The sequence below is a fragment of the Pseudonocardia bannensis genome (genome assembly GCF_012911875.1).
Taxonomy (GTDB): Bacteria; Actinomycetota; Actinomycetes; order Mycobacteriales; family Pseudonocardiaceae; genus Pseudonocardia; species Pseudonocardia bannensis.
On sequence record NZ_JAAXKZ010000003.1, the window covers coordinates 21,006 to 39,167 of the forward strand.

The following is an 18,162-nucleotide window of genomic DNA, read 5'->3' on the forward strand; positions in this document are numbered from 1 at the left end:
AAGATCGCAGGAGGTTCCATGTCCCTCGACGTCCCCACCGATGTCCTGGTCGCCGCCGAGCGCGGCGAGCTGGACGACGCGCAGTTCGTCGCCGTCGTCCGTGACTCGCTGCCCTACGCCTGGCAGGTGATCGGCGCCGCCGCCGAGGACCTGTCCGAGCGGCCGGCTGCCCCGTTCGGCGAGCACGAGGTCCCGCCGCCGGACGAGCAGGCCCGCGGGCAGCTGCTGCGCGCGCTGGCCAGCAACGCCATCCGTGGTGCGCTGGAGCGGCACTTCGGCGTGGTGCTGGCGTTCCAGAACTGCCACCGGGTCGCGGCGTTCAAGCCCGAGGCGGTCGACTCGACGATCTACCGCGAGTTCATCTCGCCGCGGGGTCAGGTCCTGAACCAGTCCCCGGAGCTGCGCGACTGCTGAGCTCGAGCTGACGGCGGCCCCGGTGCACGGCACCGGGGCCGCCGTCGTTCCCGCGGCTCGTGAGCGGCGGGGTGCTACTCGGCGAGCAGGCGGTAGATCGACTTACGGGCGTCGGCGAGGGTGGCGGTGGCCGCCTCGACCTGCGCGGGGGTGCCGGTGGCCATCACCTGCATCACCGCGGCGTGCAGCTGGCCCAGCTGCTCCCACAGCTCGGTGGCGTCGTCGTCGGCATCGCGGCCGACCGAGGCCCAGACCCGGTCCAGCTCGTCACGGTGTTCGGCGACGTAGCGCGTGCCCTCCTCGGTCAGGTGCACGATCCGGCGGCCGTCGCTCTGCTCGATGCGCACCAGGCCCTCGTCCTCGAGCTGGGAGAGCGTCGGGTACACCGAGCCCGGGCTGGGCCGCCACGCGCCACCGGAGCGCTCGGTGATCTCCTGGATGATCTCGTATCCGTGCCGCGGCTGCTCGGCGACCAGTGCCAGCACGGCCAGCCGGACGTCCCCGCGGGACGTGCGGCGGCCACGCCGGCTGCGGGGGCCGCCGAAGCCGCGGGGTGGGAACGGAGGCGGGAAGACGGGCCCGAAGCCCGGGCCGAAGCGGGGTCCGCGACGGCCGCGGCGGCCGGGGCCGCCGCGGGGGCCCGCATGCTCCTCGGGGCCGTTCTCCTCGCCCGCGGGCGGCCCGTCCGCCATCGCGGCGTGGGCGGCGGCATGCGGGCCCCGGTGGTGGCGGTGTCCGTGGTGGCCGCCGAAAGGCCGTCCGCCGAAGGCGGACCATCGCAGGTCCCATGCGGGATTCATGGCGTTCATGGTGGGTCTCCTTGACCGTCGTCTCGTGACGAGCCCCTTTCTCGATCGGCTCGCGTACCATCACGATATATCGGTAACGAGCGAACGCCAAGGGTCGGCGCAGCGGCGCCCGGACTCAGTTCTCGTGCCAGCGAGGGGAGGTGGTGCGGGGCGGGAGCAACCGGGCCGGCACCCGGACCAGGTGCGGCCCCCCTGACCGCAGCGCGCCGGCGAGCACCTCGGACAGTCCCTCGGTGATCGCCGGGACACCGGTCGCCGGCAGCCCGAACGACGCGGCGAGCGCCAGGAAGTCGGGCGTCACCAGGTCGACCCCGGCGCGCCGGGTCCCCGCCTGGTCCTGGTCGTAGCGCAGCATCCCGTAGCCGGCGTCGTCGACGACGAGCACGGTGACCGGCAGCCGTTCCTGCACCAGCGTGGCCAGCTCACCGAGCCCCATCATCAGCCCGCCGTCGCCGCACACCGCCAGCACCGGAGCCCCGGTCGCGGCCGCGCCGAGGGCGGCGGGCAGCCCGAACCCCAGGGTGCCCCAGCCGACCGGGTAGGCCAGCCCGCGCGGCACCGGGACCTCGGCGTATCCGCCGACCCAGTAACCGGCCACGGCCATGTCGCAGACGAGCATCGTGTCGCGGGTGCGGGCCGCCGCGACGGCGTCGAGCAGGCCGACGGCCTCGCCGGTCGCCCGGTCCGCCCGCAGCCGATCGAGGACCTGCGTGCGCAACCCCGGCCGGGCCCAGCCGGCCTGCTCGGGGACCCGGTCGAGCAGGCCGGCCAGGGCCTGGTCGAGCCCGCCGGTCACCGCGACGTCGGCGGTCCACTCCGGCGGATCGGCGGGCGCGACCGGGTCGACGGTCACGAGCCGGGGCGGGCGCGGCATCGTCCAGTTCCGGGTGTTCATGCCGTCGAGGTCGCCCCCGACGGCGAGCAGCACGTCCGCCGAGCCGATCAGCGCGGCGACCTCCGGCTCGTGCGGGGGGACGCCGAGTGCACCGGGGCAACCGCGGGCCTGATAGCTCGTCACCAGCGGCGCCCCCAGCCGGTCCGCCAGCGCGGCGAGCGGTCCGGCGGCGTCGACGGCCGCCCCACCCGCCCACGCCACGACGCGGGACCCGGCCAGGAGCGCGGCGGCGGCGTCGAGGTCGGCGGGCTCCGGGTCCACGCCGGCGGGCGTGGACGCGACGAACGTCCCCGGCGCGGTGTCCACCACGGCCAGGTGGCCGGGCCTGGAAACGGCCGGCGTCCCGGGACCGTCCTCCTCGCCGGGCCCGTGGGCGGGTGGGGACATGACGGCTTCCGCGCCGAGCACGTCGGCGGGCACGTCGACGTACACCGGCCCCCGCGGCTCCCTCAGCGCGCAGGCCGCCGCCGCCGCGACATCGCGCAGCGCCTCGGCCGGCGTGCGCGGGGTGAACACCGCCTTGGCCAGCGGGGTGAACAGCGCGGCCTGGTCGCGGGACTCGTGCAGCACGCCGCGCAGCCGCCCGGGCCGGCGCAGCGCCTGCGGAATCTCCGAGGCCACCAGCACGACGGGGGAGTGCGCGGCGGCGGCCTCGCCGAACGCGGCGACGGTGTTGGCGGCACCGGGCCCGGTGGTGACCACCGCGGCGCCGAGCCGCCCGGTGCGCCGCGCCCACCCGTCCGCGGCGTACACGGCGGCCTGCTCGTGGCGCACCACGACGGGCACCCGCTCCGGTTCGTGCCAGAACGCGAGGTTGTGCACGCCCGGCAGCCCGAACACGGTCGACGCGCCGTGCGCCGCGAGGGCATCGAGGACCTGTCCCGCCACGTTGCGTTCCGCCACGCCCGGAGACCCTACGGGCCGCTGGGCCGGTCCCGGCTGCGCAGCACGCGGGAGATTCCGAGCGCGGCGGTGCGCACGGCCGGCGCCAGTCGCGCGGTGTCCATCCGGTTGGCCCAGCCGGTGATCGACACGGCCGCGACGGCGAGCCCGTCGGCGTCGAGCACCGGGGCGGCCACGCACGCGATTCCGACCGCCGACTCCTCGTGCTCCTCGGCCACCCCGTTGCGGCGCACCGCGGCCAGTTCCTGGTCGAACAGCCCCGGGGCCACGACGGTCCGGGGCGTGCGCCGACGCAGCCCGGCCGCCAGCACCGCGGCCAGCCGCTCCGGCGGGCCGAACGCGAGCAGCGCCTTGCCGACCCCGGTGCAGTGGGCCGGCATCCGCCCGCCGATCCGGGACGCCACCGGTGGGCCGCGCCGGCCGTCCAGTTTCTGCAGGTAGACCACGTCGATGCCGTCGGGAACGGCGAGATGGACGGTCTCCAGGGTGGCTTCGAACAGGTCGGCGAGGAACGGCGCGGCGGCCTCGCGCAGTCCGCGTTGCAGCGGCGCGAGGGTACCGAGCTCGAACAGCCGCATGCCGAGCCGAACGCCCGTCGGAGTGCGCTCCACGACGTCCCACACGGCGAGCTCGCCGAGCAGCCGGTGCGCGGTCGCCTTCGGGATCCCGGTGCGCCGGCACAGTTCGGCGAGGCTCAGCTCCGCGTCGCCGGGCCGGAACGCGGTCAGCAGGGTCAGTGCTCGGCCGAGCACCGAGTTCGGGACGGTGTCCCGTTCAGTGGAACGCACGCGACCATCTTGGCGAGGTCGCGGAAGCGCCGTCCACTCCGGTCCCTGGCTCTCCCGCCACCGCGCTGGCAGGGTGGGCGATCATGCATCCGAACCGCGCCCGAGTCCTCGCCGCCGAGATCGACGCCGCACATCTCCGGCGCCGGCTCCTCGACGCCGATGCCGACGGTCGGGACCTTCCCGATCTCGCCGCGGCCTATGCCGTGCAACGCGAGCTGACCGCGCTGCGCACCGCCCGGGGTGCCCGCCGGATCGGCTGGAAGCTGGGCTACACCTCGGCGGCGATGCGCGAGCAGATGCGCGTCGACGCGCCGAACCTCGGGCCGCTGCTCGACTCCATGCTCGTCCCCGACGGCGGCGCGGTCCCGGCCCACCTCGTGCACCCGCGGGCGGAGCCGGAGATCGCGGTCCGGATCGGGGCCGACGGCGAGCCGGTCGAGGTGCGTGCCGCGCTGGAGATCGTCGACTCGGTCTGGCGGGACTACTGGTTCACCCTCGAGGCCAACACCGCCGACGGATCGTCGGCGGCCGGGGTGGTGCTCGGTCCGGTGCTGCCCGCCGACGGTCTCGATGTGCTGGCGGTGCAGGTGCGGCGCAACGGGGAGCCGGCCGGCCGGGGCAGCGGCGCGGCCGCGATGGGCCATCCGTTCACCGCGCTGCGCTGGCTGGCCGGCGAGCTGCCCCGGCGCGGTGAGCGGCTGTGTCCCGGCGACCTGGTGATCACCGGCGGGCTGACGGCGGCCGTCCCGATCGAGCCGGGTGACGAGATCGCGGCCGTGTTCGGTGACGGCACGGAGGTGCGGGTCCGCCGCCCGTGAGCGGGCACGCCGTTCGACAGCGCGGTCCGCCCACGGGTGGGGATCACGTACGTTTCGCTGGTCGGAACATCAGGGTTCCCCGCTGCCGTGGCGGCTGCCAGCCTCGATGACCATGAGCACCGTCGCCGCCATCGTCGGGCCGGGCAACATCGGCACCGACCTGCTGGCCAAGCTGCAGCGCAGCAGCGCGATCGAAGTCGCCTACATGGTGGGCGTCGTCGAGTCCGACGGCCTGGCCCGCGCCCGGGAACAGGGCATCGCCGCCAGCGCCGAGGGTGTGGACTGGCTGCTGCGCCAGGACCCGCTTCCGGAGATCGTCTTCGAGGCCACCTCGGCCAAGGCGCACCAGGCCAACGCGCCCCGCTACGCCGAGGCGGGCATCCAGGCCGTCGACCTGACCCCGGCCCATCTGGGCCCGATGGTCTGCCCGCCGGTGAACCTGCGCGACCACATCGCCGCCCCCAACGTCTCGATGATCACCTGTGGGGGGCAGGCCACCATCCCGATGGTGCACGCGGTCTCGCGGGTCACCCCGGTGCCCTACGCGGAGATCGTCGCCTCGGTGTCCAGCCGGTCCGCCGGACCGGGCACCCGCGCCAACATCGACGAGTTCACCCACACCACCGGCCAGGCCGTCGCCGAGGTCGGTGGCGCCGAGCGCGGCAAGGCGATCATCATCCTGAACCCGGTCGAGCCGCCGATGATCATGCGGGACACGGTGTTCTGCATGATCGGCCCGGACGCCGACCACGGCGCGATCACCCGCTCGATCCACGAGATGGTGGCCGAGGTGCAGCAGTACGTGCCCGGTTACACGCTGCGCGCCGAGCCGCAGTTCGACGATCCGCAGCCCTCGTGGGGCGGCAACGGCCGGGTTGCGGTGTTCCTGGAGGTCAAGGGCAACGGCGACTACCTGCCGGAGTACGCCGGCAACCTCGACATCATGACGGCCGCGGCCGCCCGCGTGGGCGAGCTGATGGCCCACGCCAAGCAGGGGGTCACGGCATGAGCGAGCGGATCATCAGCACCGGCAGGCCGGAGCTGCGCCACGACGTCCGGATCACCGACACGACGCTGCGCGACGGCAGCCACGCGATGGCGCACCAGTTCACCGAACAGCAGGTGCGCGACACCGTGCGGGCGCTGGACCAGGCCGGTGTCGAGGTCATCGAGGTGACCCACGGCGACGGCCTCGGCGGCTCGTCGTTCAACTACGGGTTCTCCCACACCGACGAGATGACGCTCATCGCCGCGGCCCGTGAGGAGGCCCGGCAGGCCAAGATCGCGGTGCTGCTGGTGCCGGGCATCGGCACGGTGGAGGATCTCAAGCGGGCCCGCGACGCCGGCGCGGACATGGTCCGGGTGGCCACGCACTGCACCGAGGCCGACGTCTCCCCGCAGCACTTCGCGGCTGCCCGCGAGCTGGGCATGGAGACCGTCGGGTTTCTCATGATGGCCCACCGCACGCCGCCGGAGAACCTCGCCAAGCAGGCCAGGATCATGGTCGACGCCGGCTGCCAGGCCCCGTACGTCACCGACTCCGCGGGCGCGCTGCTCATGCACGAGGCCAAGGCCCGGTTCGAGGCGCTGGTCGCCGAGGTCGGCGACGAGGCCTGGGTCGGCTACCACGGCCACCAGAACATGAGCATGGGTGTGGCGAACTCGGTGCTCGCCTACGAGGCGGGCGTGCGCTACATCGACGGGTCGCTGTGCGCGCTGGGCGCCGGGTCGGGCAACTCGCCGACCGAGGTGCTCGCCGCGGTGTTCGACCGGTTGAACATCGACACCGGCCTCGACGTGCTCGGGCTGCTCACCGCGGCCGAGGAGGTCGTCCGGCCGTACCTGCACCGCTGGCCGAAGATGGACCGCAACGCGATCGTCCAGGGCTGGGCCGGGGTCTACTCGAGCTTCCTGCTGCACGCCGAGCGGGCCGCCGAGCGGTACAAGGTGCCCGCCCACGAGATCCTCGCCCGCTGCGGCGAACTCGGCCTCGTCGGCGGGCAGGAAGACATGATCATCGATGTCGCGATCCAGCTCGCGGCGGAGCGGGAGCAGGGATCGTGAGCCGGCCGTTCTTCGGACACATCATCGACGGCGAGGAGGTCGAGTCGGCCGACGGTGCGCGGTTCGACTCGATCGACCCGTGGACCCGGGAGCCGTGGGCCGAGGTGGCCCTCGGTGGTGCGGCGGAGGCCGACCGCGCCGTCACCGCGGCGCGCCGCGCCTTCGACGAGGGCCCCTGGCCGCGGATGGGCTTCGCCGAGCGCGGGGCGCTGATCCACAGGCTGGCCGACCTCATCGAGGCGCACGCCGCCGAGCTCGCCCTGGCCGACTCCCGTGACATGGGCAAGCCGGTGGCCGACGCGAAGGGCAAGGACGTTCCGCGCACCGCGCAGAACTTCCGGTTCTTCGCCGACCACGCCCGGCTCGCGATGGCCGAGACGCTGCCGATGGACACCGGTCACCACGCCTACACCCGCTACGAGCCGGCCGGGGTGGTCGCGGCGATCGCACCGTGGAACTTCCCGCTGATGCTGGAGTCCTGGAAGGTCGCGCCCGCGCTGGCCTGGGGCAACACCGTCGTGCTCAAGCCGGCCGAGGACAGCCCGGCGAGCGCGACGATCCTGGCCCGGCTCGCGCTCGAGGCCGGCATCCCGCCCGGGGTGTTCAACGTGCTGCACGGCTACGGCCCCGAGTCCGCCGGCGCGGCACTGACCACCGACCCGCGGGTCGACCGGATCACGTTCACCGGCGAGTCCGGCACCGGTCGGATCATCACCGGCGAGGCGGCGAAGAACCTCACCCCGGTCAGCCTGGAGCTGGGCGGCAAGGGCGCCAACCTGGTGTTCGCCGACGCCGACCTGGACATCGCCGTCGACTGGTCGATCAAGGCGATCTTCACCAACGCCGGGCAGGTCTGTCTGGCGGGCAGCCGGCTCTACGTAGAGCGCACCGTCCTCGAGGAGTTCCTCGACCGGTTCGTCGCCGCGGCGGAGAAGCTGGTGATCGGTGACCCGCGCGATCCGGCCACCCAGATCGGCCCGCTCGCGTCGCAGACGCACTACGAGAAGGTGCGCGGCTACGTCGAGAACGCCGCGGGGAAGATGCTCACCGGCGGCCTGGGCGACGGGTGGGTGGTCAAGCCGACGGTGATCGTCGACGCTCCCGCCGACTCCGCCGTCCAGTGCGAGGAGATCTTCGGCCCGGTCGTCACCGTGACCCCGTTCGACACCGAGGCCGAAGCCGTGGCCGCGGCCAACGACTCGCCCTACGGGCTCAACGCGATGGTGTTCACCGAGAACCTGTCGCGGGCGCACCGGGTCGCGGCGCAGTTGCGGGCCGGCACGATCTGGACCAACTGCTTCTTCATCCGCGACCTGCGGGCGCCGTTCGGCGGGTTCGCCGACTCCGGGTGGGGCCGCGAGGGCGGCAACTTCAGCCGGGAGTTCTTCACCGAGCCCAAGGCCGTGGTGATGGCCATCGCGACGTGAGTCGTGCGCGGCCGGTGGTGCCGGCGGTACCACCGGCCGCGACCGGCCCATCGGCGTCCGGGGTCAGCGCGGGGCCCCGGAATTGATGCCGCAGCGCTGCTGGAGCTGCCCCGGCAGCCGCTGGCCGATCTCGATCAGCGCGGGCTCCTGGAGCCGCTGCGTGTACTCCTGGCTGCGGCCCAGCGAGGCCGGGTCGCCGCCGTTCGCCTCGAGGATCTCGAGCTGCAGGTCCGCGAGGCCGCTCAGCGTCTCGAAGTCGGCCCGCAGGTCCGTCGGCGCGGCGCCGACGACCTCCTGGTTGGTCCGGCGCACCGTGTCCGCGACGTTGCCGAACTCCTCGGCCGGCGCGCCACCGCTCTGGGCGAGGGTGGCCAGCACCTGCCCCGCATCCATGTTGGCCTTCACCGCCACGCAGAACGGGCTGCCCGCATCCGAGGCCGCGGACGTCGCGGCCGTGTCGGCCGACGGGTCGTCACTCTCGGTGGTCGATCCGCCGCACCCGGTCGCCGAGGCGAGCACGGCGGCGAGCAGTACGGCGCGCAGCTGCAGGCGCATCGGCGGATCTCCAGGTCATCGGGGGAGAGCGGACAGCTGAGGACCCTAGGGCAGCCCCCTGAGAGAGCTCCGCCACAGGTCCGGGAACAACCCGAGGCGCCGGTTCGTCCTATCGGTGAAGTCTGGGGCCGTGGACGAGACCGGAGGAGAGGACGGACATGCTGAAGGTGCTGGGAGTCCTGCTCGTCGTGTGGATCGCGTTCTCACTGATCGGCGCGGTCTTCGAGTTCCTGGCCTGGGCGGTGGTCGTCGGCGGGGTCGTGTTCCTCGGGGCGGCCGCCTACTCCGCGCTGACCAGCAGGTCCGGCCGGCGGGCGATCCGCTGAGCGGGAACGCGGGCGCCTGCGCCCGGGGTGAGGAGTGACGTGGCAGTGACGTTCAGCCCCCGCCGGCTCGCGGCGTTCCGCGCGCTGTGGCGGGCGATCATGCAGAGCCGCCGTCCCGGCGCGCCCGGTCTCGGGGACCGGCTGCGGGCACTGCCCCGGATGCTCGGCGGCGCGGTCAGCGGTCGCTACCCGGAGATGACCCGGGGGCGGCTGGCCCTGTTCGTGCTCGCCGTCGCCTACCTCGTCTCGCCGGTCGACATCGTGCCGGAGGCGGTGCTCGCCCTGCTCGGGCTGGCCGACGACGCCGTCGTCGCGCTCTGGCTCGGTGGCGCGTTCCTGGGCGAGACGCAGCGCTTCCTGGACTGGGAGCGGTCCCGGGCGATGATCGTCGAGCAGGCGCCACCGCTCTGACCCGGTTCTCCCTGCGGCGAACGCGTCGGTTGGCGGCTGCGGCCTCGCTGCCTAGCGTGGCCGCATGCCCATCGTCACCGTCCACCTCGTCGAGGGTCAGCACACCCTGGCACAGCACGAGCGGTTGCTGACCGAGCTCAGTGCCCGCTACGCACAGGTGCTCGACTCCCCGATCGAGCGGGTGCGGGCGCTGATCACGTTGCACGGGCCGCAGGAGTGGGCCACCGCGGGCGTGCCGGCGGCCGCCACGCCGGCCCCGGCGCCGTACTTCACCGCGTTGGTGCTGGAGGGCCGGCCGGTGGAGCAGCGGCAGCGGCTACTGGCGGAGTTCACCGACATCATCGTCGAGGTGCTGGGCGTCGAGCGGGGTGCCGTGCGGGGGCGGATCATCCGGATCGACCCGGAGGACTGGGGGATCGGCGGGGTGCCGGCCGGCGCGGCCCGACGGGCGGAGATCGAGGCCCGCGCGGGTCGTTCTGCGGGGGAGTCTCGCGTGCCATCATGAGGGGACCGGACCCGGGGGGTGGGGATGGTGCCCGACGCGGTCGCTCCGCGCTCGTCGTCCCCCCTCGAGGTGCGCGTGGGCCGACAGCGCTGGGTGGTGGCCCCCGGAGAGTCGGTCACGATCGGTCGCGACGCCGCGGACGGTGTGCAGATCGCGGACGAGCAGGTCTCCTGCCGGCACGCCGTCGTCGAGCCCACCGCCGCAGGGTGGCTGCTCGTCGACCACAGCCGCGGTGGGTTGTTCCTGGACGGGCGGCGGATGCAGCGGGTGCTCGTCACCGGGCCCACTGCCGTCTGCCTGGGCGATCCGGTGGAGGGTGTCCAGGTGTCGATGGCGCCGGTCCGGTTCCCGGGAACGGCCTCGCCGTCCCCGGCGGCGCCTCCGACCCACGCCCGCATGTCGGGGGTGCACCACCTCCCCGCGGCCCGCACGACGATCGGACGGCTGGCCGACAACGACGTCGTCGTCGACGACCTGCTCGTCTCCCGCCGGCACGCCCTCCTGTACCGCGGCGCCGCGGGTTGGCGGGTCCGGGACCTGGGCAGCGCCAACGGCACCTACGTCGGCGGGCGGGCCGTCACCGACGCCGCGATCGCCGACGGCGACCTGATCGGTATCGGGCACGCGCTGTTCCAGCTCACCGGCGATCGGCTCGTGGAGTACGTCGACAGCGGCGAGGTCGACATCGTGGCCCGCGACCTGGTCGTGACCCGCGGGGGCCGGCGGCTGCTCGACGCCGTCGGATTCCACCTGCCGGGCGGCTGGCTGCTGGCGGTGCTCGGCCCGAGCGGCTCGGGCAAGTCGACGCTGCTCGGCGCGCTGAGCGGGACCCGGCCGGCCGACTCGGGCGAGGTCCGCTACGGCGGGCGAGACCTCTGTGCCGACTACGACGAGCTGCGGCAGCGGATCGGGCTGGTGCCGCAGGACGACATCCTGCATCCGCAGCTGAGGGTGCGCCGCGCGCTGTCGCACGCGGCCCGGTTGCGTTTCCCCGCGGACGTCCCGGCCGCCGACCGGGATCGGCGCATCGAGGAGGTCCTCGCCGAGATCGGGCTGACCGAGCAGGCCCACCAGCGCATCGACAGCCTGTCGGGAGGCCAGCGCAAGCGGACGAGCGTGGCCCTCGAGCTGCTGACCCGGCCGTCGCTGCTGTTCCTCGACGAACCGACCTCCGGCCTCGACCCCGGCCTGGACAAGCAGGTGATGCAGAACCTGCGGGCACTCGCCGACGGCGGACGGACCGTCGTGGTCGTCACGCACAGCATCGCCAACCTCGACGTGTGCCACCGGTTGCTGGTCCTCGCCTCCGGCGGGCGGGTGGCCTACGACGGGCCCCCGGACGGCGCGCTGGGGTACTTCCAGGTGACCGACCTCGCCGACGTGTTCCTGCTCTTCGACCGCGAGGAGTCGGTCGACTGGACCGCCCGCTTCCGGAGATCGGAATTCCATCGGCGCGACCACCGCCGCGCCCCGCTGCGAGCGGTGCGGCCCGGGCCGGCGCGGTCGCCACCGAGGACCGGTTCGGCACTGACCCAGTACCGCGTCCTGTGCCGGCGGACGCTGGACGTCATGGTCGCGGACCGGGCGTACCTGGTCTTCCTCGCGCTCCTGCCGGTGCTGCTCAGCGGTCTGGCCCGTGCGGTGCCGAGCCCGACGGGGCTCTCCGCCCAGTCGGGCAGCCCCAAGCCGGGCCAGTTGCTGCTCGTGCTGGTCGTCGGCGGGGCGCTGATGGGGACGGCCAGCTCGATCCGGGAGCTGGTCAAGGAGCGGGCGATCTACCAGCGGGAGCGGGCGATCGGGCTGTCCGGTATCGCGTACCTCGGTGCGAAGCTCACCGTGCTGGGGCTCCTCACCGCCGTCCAGGCGGCCGTGTTCGCAGCGCTGGCCATGCTGGGCAGGCCGGGTCCCGACGACCCGGTGCTCCTCGCGTCGGGGAAACTGGAGGTCGCGGCGGCGGTGATCGCGGTGACCTGCTCGTCCATGGTGCTCGGGCTGGTCATCTCCGCCGCGATCAGCAACGCGGACCGGGGGATGCCGCTGCTCGTGCTGGTGGTCATGCTGCAGCTGGTCGTGTCGGGCGGGCTCTTTCCGCTCGAGGGCCGAGCAGGACTGGAGCAGCTGGCCTGGGCGGTGCCGGCCCGCTGGGCGTACGGGATGGGCACGGTCACCATCGGCCAGGTCCGGCTGCCGCCTTCCGACACCGACCCGTTGCTGCGGCACGAGCCGGTGACCCTGGTCGCGGATGCACTGGTGCTCGGCGGCCTGACACTCCTGCTGGTCCTGCTCGTCGGTCTGCTGCTGCGCCGCTTCGATCCGCCCCGGCGCCGCGCGGCCCGCTGAGCCCGGGTGTGGCGGTGAGGGGTGACCGGCGACGACCCCGCCCGGGAACCCGGACCCTCCGGCCCGCCGCCGATCACGTGGTCGGCGGCGCCGCCCTGCCGGGGCCCGCCGGCTGCCGCGATCCGTCAGGCGCGGGGGACGGCCGCCCCGGCCCGGCGCCCTGCGACGTGGTCTGCCGAGGAGCCCCGGCGGCGGTCGACGGGGGCGAAGGGGACTGCGGGTACATCCCCAGCACGTCGGCCGTCGCGGCCGGGCCGGGCGCGTGGTCCTGCTCGCCGGCGGTGGCCCTGGGCCGGGCGAGGACCTCGTTCGTGACCGGCCGGACGATCAGGAACTCCTGGACCGCGGCCGCAGCGGGCGCGACGACCGTGACCGCGCGGTCCGAGAACCCCGGCCACGTGGAACCCGTGTAGCGCGCCGACGGCCGTGGTGCCGGAGGACTCAGGGGGTTGCCGCAGGTGCATCGCACCCGCGGCATTCCGCGGTCGTCGATCAGCACGGCCGTGCCGGCCTGCAGCACCGACTGGGACTGCGTCGCGCGGCCGTCGGCGAATCCGTGGTTGGTGACGGCCGTGTCGGTGCGCAGGGCCACGGGGGTGAGGGTCCCGAGGAACTGCGGGATCCGAGAGGGCCCGATACCCGGCACCGCGGCCCACGCCGCGGCCCGGTCCGGATGCCGCTGCAGGAACATCGCCATGGCCGCGGTATCACAGGTGCTGGTCTGCGCACCGCTGTACAGACCTGCGGTGTCGCCGGTGACGGTCCCGCCCGGCGGTGTCGCCGGCGGGGACCGGGGCGCGCCGGTGCCGGTCGGACCGAAGGGGTTCTCCCCCGCGGCCTCGGCGGGTTCGGCGGTGACCGATGTCGCGCCGGCCGGGGCGGAGTGCAGGAGCAACGCGCCCATGGTGAGGCCGGTCCCGGCGAGGACGAGCAGCACGATGGCGAGCAGCGCCGGGCCCAGCCGGGCCCGGCGCCGCGACCCCGACGGTGCGACGGGCCGGGGCGGCTGCGCGGTGGCCGCGGCGGCCGCGGCGGCGAGCGCCCGGGAGACCATCGTCGGAGGGGCCTCGGTGGCCGCGGCCACCGCCCCGGGCAGCAGCGCGGTGCGGGCGGCCGCGGCCATCGCCCCCGCGCTGGGGTAGCGGGCCGCGGGATCCTTGGCCATGCCGCGCGCGACGACGGCGTCGAGGCTCTCCGGTAGGCCCGCGACCAGGGCGGACGGCCGTGGTGGGGCCAGGTTGAGGTGGGCGTGGATCATGGCCGGCAGCTCGTCGCCGTGGAACGGGGGGCTCCCGGTCAGCGCCTCGTGCAGCAGGCACGCCAGCGAGTACACGTCGACCCGGTGGTCGGACCGCGCGCCGAGGAGCCGCTCGGGCGCGAGGTAGTCCAGCGAGCCGATCATCGTGCCGGTGGCGGTCAGCGAGCCCCTGCCGTGGCCCACCGCGCCGGCGACGCCGAAGTCGACGAGGTAGCAGGGCCCGCTCGCCGCGTCACCGTCGAGCAGGACGTTGGACGGCTTGACGTCGCGATGGACCAGTCCCGCCGCGTGCGCGGCGTCCAACGCGGCCGCCACCTGGGAGACGACCTCGACCGCACGCTCCGGCGGGAGCGGCCCGCTCGCCGCCAGGACGGCGGCCAGGTCGGCGCCCTCGACGACTCGCATGTCCAGGTAGAGCCGTCCGTCGATCTCACCGAAGTCGTGGATCGGGATGACGTGGGCCTCGGTGAGCCGCGCCGTGAGCCGGCATTCCCGGAGGAACCGGGCCCGGAACCGGTCGTCGGTGACGAGTTCGGGCCGGAGCCGCTTCAGGGCGACGGTGCGCCGGTGGACCGTGTCGACGGCCCGGTACACCTCGCCCATGCCACCCCGGCCGATCAGCTCCTGCAGCTGGTACGGGCCGAAGACCTCTGGCGCCATGTAGTTGCCCCTCCAGACGGGACCGGCGCTCAGGGCGCCGACCAGTCGTGGACGGGGCAAGTCTGGTGCAGCCTTTCCGGTGGTGTCCAGGCTCGTGGCGAGGGCCGCGGGGCGGGTCGCCCCGCGGCCGATCCGCAGGCGTCCGGTCGGCCGAGGGTGCCGGCCGCGGAGTGGGCGAGCCCGCGCCCGTCACCAGGTGACGTCGAGGGTCTCCAGCCCGCGGAAGAAGTAGCTCGCGATGTAGGACGGCCGGTAGTCGTCGGTGAGCCGCAGCCCGGGCAGCCGTTGCACGAGCGTCTCGATGGCCACCCGGATCTCGGCGCGGGCCAGCGGCGCGCCCGGGCACACGTGCACGCCGGTGCCGAAGGCGAGGTGCTCGCGCACGTTGGGCCGGTCCAGGTCGACGGCGTCGGGGTCGGGGAAGACCGTCTCGTCACGGTTGCCGGAGCCGAACAGCAGCAGCAACGGGGCTCCGGCCGGGAGCGTGGTGTCCCCGAGCACGGTCTCCCGCGTGGTGATCCGGAACAGGCCGCGGTGCGGGGCGTCCCGGCGCAGGGCCTCCTCGGTGACCCGCGGGATCACCCGCGTCGGGTCGGCGACCACCCGGTCCCGGATGGCCTGGTCCTGCAGCATGACGAGCAAGGTGGAGGTGATCGCGTCGCGGGTGGTGTCGTAGCCGGCCACCCGGGCGGCACCGCGGATGACGTCGTGCGCGTAGGCATCGTCGTAGGCCGGGAACCCGTTGGCCCCGTGCACCAGGTCGGAGATCAGGTCGTCGCGCCGCTCGGCCCGGCGGGCGTCGATCAGGGCCTGGATGTAGTCGGTGTAGTCGCGCAGCCGGCGGGCGGCCTGGACCTTCGGTTCGACCGGGGCGAGCGGGTTCCACAGCAGCACGAAGTCGTTCGTCCAGGCCTGGATCCGCGCGGCGTCCTCCGCCGGGAAGCCGATGACGGCGTTGATCACGGTCTGGACGAACGGGTCGGCGTACTCCGAGACCAGATCCGCGGTACCGCCGGTGAACGCATCGATCAACTCGCCGGCCCGATGGCGCATCCGGGGCACCATCGCCCGCACCCGCGCCCCGGTGAACCCGGCGTCGAAGACCCGGCGCACCGGGGTGTGCGCCGGCTCGTCCTCGTTCACCAGGTATCCGGTCTCGGGGACGTGGCCTTCCAGTTCCGCGACGACCTCGGGCGGGTTGTCGTAGATCCTGGGCACGGCGATCGCGGAGGAGTAGGTCTCCGGGTCGTTGATCACCGTCAGCAGGTCCGCGTGCCGGGTGATCATGTACGCGCCGATCGACGGGCTGAGCGCGACCGGACGGCCGCGGGCCGCCCGGTAGAACAGGTGCGGGTCCTCCCGGTGAGGGGAGATCATCGGGTTGAAGTCGTGGTCCGGGTCGGCGGTGTCGACGGTGGTGTCGACGGTGGTGTCGACGGTGGTGTCCTCGACGGTCATGGGTCCTCCTCGGGCCGGTTCCCGTCGACGCTAGAAGTGATGCCGATCACGGTCGATCCGCTCCGCGCGGCCCGTTCGTCCGATTGGCGCGGACGCCCCCCGGGCTCAGTCCACGCTGCGCAGCGTCTCCGACGGGCTGGTCCCGTAGTGCTGCCGGTACGTGGCGGCGAACCGGCCCAGGTGCGTGAAGCCCCACCGGGCGGCCACCTCGGCGACCCCGCACCGTGCCGGGTCGGCCGCGACGAGATCGGCGTGCGCCCGGCGCAGCCGCACCTGGCGCAGGTAGGTCATCGGCGGCACCCCGACGTGGCGGGCGAAGCCCTCCTGCAGCGACCGCGCGCTCAACCCGACGCTGCGCGCGATGTCCACGACCGTGAACGGCGTCTGCGGCTCACCCTCCAGCAGGTCGACCGCCTTCCGGATCGCCGCCGGGGGAGGGCTCGGCGGGTCCGCGGCGAGCGTTGCCCGGTAGGGATGGTCGACCGCGTGGAGCAGCCCGGAGATCACCGCCTGGGCGAGCGGCCGCGCGACCAGGGGCCGAGCGAGGGGGCCGTCCGGGTCGCCGATCAGGGTCAGCAGTGAGCGCGCGAGGGTCCACCACTGCCGGCCGGCCCCGCGGCCGACGTCGAGGACCGGGGACAGCGCGACCGGGCCACGGACCGGGGCGTCGATCAGGTCGGCGAGCCCGGTCTCCACCGCCCGCCGGTCGATCTTCAGCCCGACGAGCTCGCCGCCGCCGGACCAGCCCTGCAGCGTCGAGCACCCGTCGGGCCGGTAGACCGCGGCGGTATCCGGGCACGCCAGTACCCGCTCCGAGCCGGTCCAGGTGTGCACCCGGCCGGCGAGCGGCACGTTGATCTCGTAGCTGGTCGCCAGCTCACCGGTCTCGATGCGTACCTCGCCGGCGTAGCCGAGGACCCCGATCGCGACCGGACCGAGTCCCGCTGCCGTCAGCGACATCCGGAACCGGCGGCGATCGTGCAGCACCGTCAGCCGGTGCGGGAAGTAGACCTCGCCGCAGAGCGCCCCGGCCTCCTCGGGGTCGCGGGTCTCGATCGAGATCCCCGGCATGCGGGTCCTCCCTGTCTGCGCGCGTGGCTAGAAGATGCCCCGCCGGGCGCCGACGTCAAGGGCCAGCGTGGAACCGTGCAGCGCGCCGGCCTGCGGGTCGAGCAGCAGCGTGACCGCCCAGGCGACCTCGGCCGGGGTGACGAGGCGGCCCAGCGGCGACTCGGCCGCGCGCTCGGCGAGGACCTGGTCGACCGGTATCCCGCGGCGCGCCGCGGCCTGCTCGGACAGGGCACGCAGCCGGGGCGTGTCGGCCGGTCCGGGGGCCACCAGGTGCGCGGTGATCCCGCGCGGCCCGTAGGCCACCGCGAGCTGGCGGACCAAGTTGGCCAGCCCGGCGTTCGTCACCCCGGCCGCACACGCGTACGGCGCGGGCTCCGAGCCGTAGTGCCCGCCGAGCGCGACGATCCGCGAGCCCGCGACCAGCCGGTCGTCCACCGCCCGGATCAGCCGCAGCAGCCCGCCGGCCTTGAGCGCGACGGCCCGGCCGAGGGCGTCGGGCTCGATCGACTCGACCGGGCCGGCGGCCGGGAGCCCGGCGGCCTGGACGACCATCCGGACCGGGCCGCCCCCGGCCCGGTCGACCGCCGCGGCGATCGCGGTCACCGCGTCGTCGGAGCCGATGTCGGCGGCGCAACCGGTGATCCCGGCGCCGCAGAGCGCGGGATCCTTCCGGGCCACCGCGACCACGCCCAGCCCGGCCGCCCGCAGCCGCGTGACGATCGCCGAACCCAGCGCCCCGGTCGCCCCGACGACGACGGCCAGCCCGGACCCGTTCGCCGAACCGGTCACGCGGCCTCCCGGTCCAGCTCCAGATGCTCGCGCACCGCGTCGAAGACCAGCTCCGGCCGGGCCAGGTCGAGCTGCAGGGCGATCATGCCCGCCTTCGCGGCGCCGGCGACGTTCCACGGCATGTCGTCGACGAACACGATCTCCGAGGGCGGCCGGTCGAGCTGCTCCAGGGCCATCTCGTAGGCCCGCGGGTCGGGCTTGAGGATGCCGGTCACCGAACCGTCGACGAGCACGTCGAGCTGACCGATGAACGGGTCCTGCGACATCGACCCGTCGCCGTGGAAGGCCTTCAGGTCGTTGGTCAGCGCGCCGATGCGCACCCCGGCGGCCTGGGCGTCGGAGATCAACGCCGCGGCCTCGGGCCGCATCATCGGCTCGCCCGGCAGGGTGTAGAGCGTGTGCATGAACTCCTGGATGGTCCAGTCCCGGCCGAGCGCGGCACCGATCTCGTCCGACCGCCGCGCCCAGTACTCGCGCTCGGTGATCTCCTCGCGGAGCATGGCGTCCCACAGCTCGTCCGGCTCCGGACCCAGGGGTCCGCGCCGTGCCACCACCGACCGCACGGCCGGCTCGAGCTCACCGTAGATCCCCATCATCTCCGAGCCGGAACGGAAGACCGTTCCGCCGAGGTCCAGCAGCAGCGCGCGTCGCATCGGTCTCCTGTGCTCTCG

General features: G+C 74.3%; 18 protein-coding genes. 9 read left to right on the forward strand and 9 right to left on the reverse strand.

The window, feature by feature from the left end; translation table 11 throughout:
* Positions 1-18 precede the first annotated feature (18 nt).
* Positions 19-414 (forward strand): SCO5389 family protein, encoded by a 396-nt coding sequence (locus tag HF519_RS01460; protein ID WP_169409783.1) that lies wholly within the window; start codon positions 19-21, stop codon positions 412-414.
* Positions 415-488: 74 nt separating this feature from the next.
* On the opposite strand, the gene HF519_RS01465 is transcribed toward HF519_RS01460, so the two are convergent.
* The 3 genes from HF519_RS01465 to HF519_RS01475 form a co-directional block, all read right to left on the reverse strand.
* A complete protein-coding gene (locus HF519_RS01465) occupies positions 489-1,223 on the reverse strand; it encodes a PadR family transcriptional regulator (protein WP_169409784.1) in 735 nt (244 codons plus the stop codon).
* A gap of 115 nt (positions 1,224-1,338) precedes the next feature.
* On the reverse strand, positions 1,339-3,021 hold the full coding sequence (locus HF519_RS01470) for a thiamine pyrophosphate-binding protein (protein ID WP_312859830.1): 1,683 nt from the start codon (positions 3,019-3,021) through the stop codon (positions 1,339-1,341).
* Between the two features lie 11 nt (positions 3,022-3,032).
* Positions 3,033-3,809, reverse strand: a complete 777-nt coding sequence (locus tag HF519_RS01475; protein WP_169409785.1) for an IclR family transcriptional regulator — start codon at positions 3,807-3,809, stop codon at positions 3,033-3,035.
* 83 nt (positions 3,810-3,892) lie between these two features.
* Between HF519_RS01475 and HF519_RS01480 the strand changes: the two genes are divergently transcribed.
* The 4 genes from HF519_RS01480 to HF519_RS01495 all read left to right on the forward strand — a co-directional run bounded on the left by HF519_RS01480 (position 3,893) and on the right by HF519_RS01495 (position 8,118).
* Positions 3,893-4,627: a 2-keto-4-pentenoate hydratase gene (locus HF519_RS01480; RefSeq protein WP_169409786.1), complete on the forward strand. Its 735-nt coding sequence runs from the start codon at positions 3,893-3,895 to the stop codon at positions 4,625-4,627.
* A 106-nt stretch (positions 4,628-4,733) separates the two neighbouring features.
* On the forward strand, positions 4,734-5,636 hold the full coding sequence (locus HF519_RS01485; RefSeq protein ID WP_169409787.1) for an acetaldehyde dehydrogenase (acetylating): 903 nt from the start codon (positions 4,734-4,736) through the stop codon (positions 5,634-5,636).
* Complete coding sequence (gene dmpG / locus HF519_RS01490; RefSeq protein ID WP_169409788.1) at positions 5,633-6,691, forward strand: 4-hydroxy-2-oxovalerate aldolase; 1,059 nt, start codon at positions 5,633-5,635, stop codon at positions 6,689-6,691. Before HF519_RS01485 ends, dmpG begins: the two co-directional genes overlap by 4 nt.
* Positions 6,688-8,118 carry an aldehyde dehydrogenase gene (locus tag HF519_RS01495; RefSeq protein WP_312859831.1) on the forward strand — a complete coding sequence of 477 codons (1,431 nt, stop codon included), beginning with the start codon at positions 6,688-6,690 and terminating at the stop codon, positions 8,116-8,118. Before dmpG ends, HF519_RS01495 begins: the two co-directional genes overlap by 4 nt.
* Positions 8,119-8,181: 63 nt before the next feature.
* Here the strand turns inward: HF519_RS01495 and HF519_RS01500 are convergent, their stop codons facing one another.
* Positions 8,182-8,673 carry a hypothetical protein gene (locus HF519_RS01500; RefSeq protein ID WP_169409789.1) on the reverse strand — a complete coding sequence of 164 codons (492 nt, stop codon included), beginning with the start codon at positions 8,671-8,673 and terminating at the stop codon, positions 8,182-8,184.
* A 158-nt stretch (positions 8,674-8,831) separates the two neighbouring features.
* Here HF519_RS01500 and HF519_RS01505 point away from each other — a divergent pair, with 158 nt between their 5' ends.
* The 4 genes from HF519_RS01505 (at position 8,832) to HF519_RS01520 (ending at position 12,255) form a co-directional block, all read left to right on the forward strand.
* Entirely contained in the window at positions 8,832-8,999 is a 168-nt protein-coding gene (locus tag HF519_RS01505) for a hypothetical protein (protein ID WP_169409790.1), read from the forward strand.
* Between the two features lie 39 nt (positions 9,000-9,038).
* Positions 9,039-9,410 carry a YkvA family protein gene (locus HF519_RS32640; RefSeq protein ID WP_211169380.1) on the forward strand — a complete coding sequence of 124 codons (372 nt, stop codon included), beginning with the start codon at positions 9,039-9,041 and terminating at the stop codon, positions 9,408-9,410.
* A 64-nt stretch (positions 9,411-9,474) separates the two neighbouring features.
* Positions 9,475-9,915 carry a tautomerase family protein gene (locus HF519_RS01515; protein WP_169409791.1) on the forward strand — a complete coding sequence of 147 codons (441 nt, stop codon included), beginning with the start codon at positions 9,475-9,477 and terminating at the stop codon, positions 9,913-9,915.
* Positions 9,916-9,990: 75 nt separating this feature from the next.
* Complete coding sequence (locus HF519_RS01520) at positions 9,991-12,255, forward strand: ATP-binding cassette domain-containing protein (RefSeq protein ID WP_211169381.1); 2,265 nt, start codon at positions 9,991-9,993, stop codon at positions 12,253-12,255.
* Between the two features lie 73 nt (positions 12,256-12,328).
* Here the strand turns inward: HF519_RS01520 and HF519_RS30815 are convergent, their stop codons facing one another.
* The 5 genes from HF519_RS30815 to HF519_RS01545 all read right to left on the reverse strand — a co-directional run bounded on the left by HF519_RS30815 (position 12,329) and on the right by HF519_RS01545 (position 18,144).
* Positions 12,329-14,173: a serine/threonine-protein kinase gene (locus tag HF519_RS30815; protein ID WP_246242136.1), complete on the reverse strand. Its 1,845-nt coding sequence runs from the start codon at positions 14,171-14,173 to the stop codon at positions 12,329-12,331.
* 189 nt (positions 14,174-14,362) lie between these two features.
* On the reverse strand, positions 14,363-15,631 hold the full coding sequence (locus HF519_RS01530) for a cytochrome P450 (RefSeq protein ID WP_169409793.1): 1,269 nt from the start codon (positions 15,629-15,631) through the stop codon (positions 14,363-14,365).
* A 105-nt stretch (positions 15,632-15,736) separates the two neighbouring features.
* On the reverse strand, positions 15,737-16,702 hold the full coding sequence (locus HF519_RS01535; RefSeq protein WP_169409794.1) for an AraC family transcriptional regulator: 966 nt from the start codon (positions 16,700-16,702) through the stop codon (positions 15,737-15,739).
* 27 nt (positions 16,703-16,729) lie between these two features.
* The gene (locus tag HF519_RS01540; RefSeq protein ID WP_169409795.1) at positions 16,730-17,491 is read right to left on the reverse strand and encodes an SDR family NAD(P)-dependent oxidoreductase; all 762 of its coding nucleotides are present in this window, start codon (positions 17,489-17,491) and stop codon (positions 16,730-16,732) included.
* Positions 17,488-18,144: an HAD family hydrolase gene (locus HF519_RS01545; RefSeq protein WP_169409796.1), complete on the reverse strand. Its 657-nt coding sequence runs from the start codon at positions 18,142-18,144 to the stop codon at positions 17,488-17,490. Before HF519_RS01545 ends, HF519_RS01540 begins: the two co-directional genes overlap by 4 nt.
* Positions 18,145-18,162 lie beyond the last annotated feature (18 nt).

What these genes read in the sequence shown, in the direction of transcription:
- HF519_RS01460 (WP_169409783.1), top strand. Translation starts at nt 19, where the DNA reads ATGTCCCTCGACGTCCCCACCGATGTCCTGGTCGCCGCCGAGCGCGGC.
- HF519_RS01465 (WP_169409784.1), bottom strand. Translation starts at nt 1,223, where the DNA reads ATGAACGCCATGAATCCCGCATGGGACCTGCGATGGTCCGCCTTCGGC.
- HF519_RS01480 (WP_169409786.1), top strand. Translation starts at nt 3,893, where the DNA reads ATGCATCCGAACCGCGCCCGAGTCCTCGCCGCCGAGATCGACGCCGCA.
- HF519_RS01485 (WP_169409787.1), top strand. Translation starts at nt 4,734, where the DNA reads ATGACCATGAGCACCGTCGCCGCCATCGTCGGGCCGGGCAACATCGGC.
- dmpG (WP_169409788.1), top strand. Translation starts at nt 5,633, where the DNA reads ATGAGCGAGCGGATCATCAGCACCGGCAGGCCGGAGCTGCGCCACGAC.
- HF519_RS01500 (WP_169409789.1), bottom strand. Translation starts at nt 8,673, where the DNA reads ATGCGCCTGCAGCTGCGCGCCGTACTGCTCGCCGCCGTGCTCGCCTCG.
- HF519_RS01505 (WP_169409790.1), top strand. Translation starts at nt 8,832, where the DNA reads ATGCTGAAGGTGCTGGGAGTCCTGCTCGTCGTGTGGATCGCGTTCTCA.
- HF519_RS01515 (WP_169409791.1), top strand. Translation starts at nt 9,475, where the DNA reads ATGCCCATCGTCACCGTCCACCTCGTCGAGGGTCAGCACACCCTGGCA.
- HF519_RS30815 (WP_246242136.1), bottom strand. Translation starts at nt 14,173, where the DNA reads ATGGCGCCAGAGGTCTTCGGCCCGTACCAGCTGCAGGAGCTGATCGGC.
- HF519_RS01530 (WP_169409793.1), bottom strand. Translation starts at nt 15,631, where the DNA reads ATGACCGTCGAGGACACCACCGTCGACACCACCGTCGACACCACCGTC.
- HF519_RS01535 (WP_169409794.1), bottom strand. Translation starts at nt 16,702, where the DNA reads ATGCCGGGGATCTCGATCGAGACCCGCGACCCCGAGGAGGCCGGGGCG.
- HF519_RS01545 (WP_169409796.1), bottom strand. Translation starts at nt 18,144, where the DNA reads ATGCGACGCGCGCTGCTGCTGGACCTCGGCGGAACGGTCTTCCGTTCC.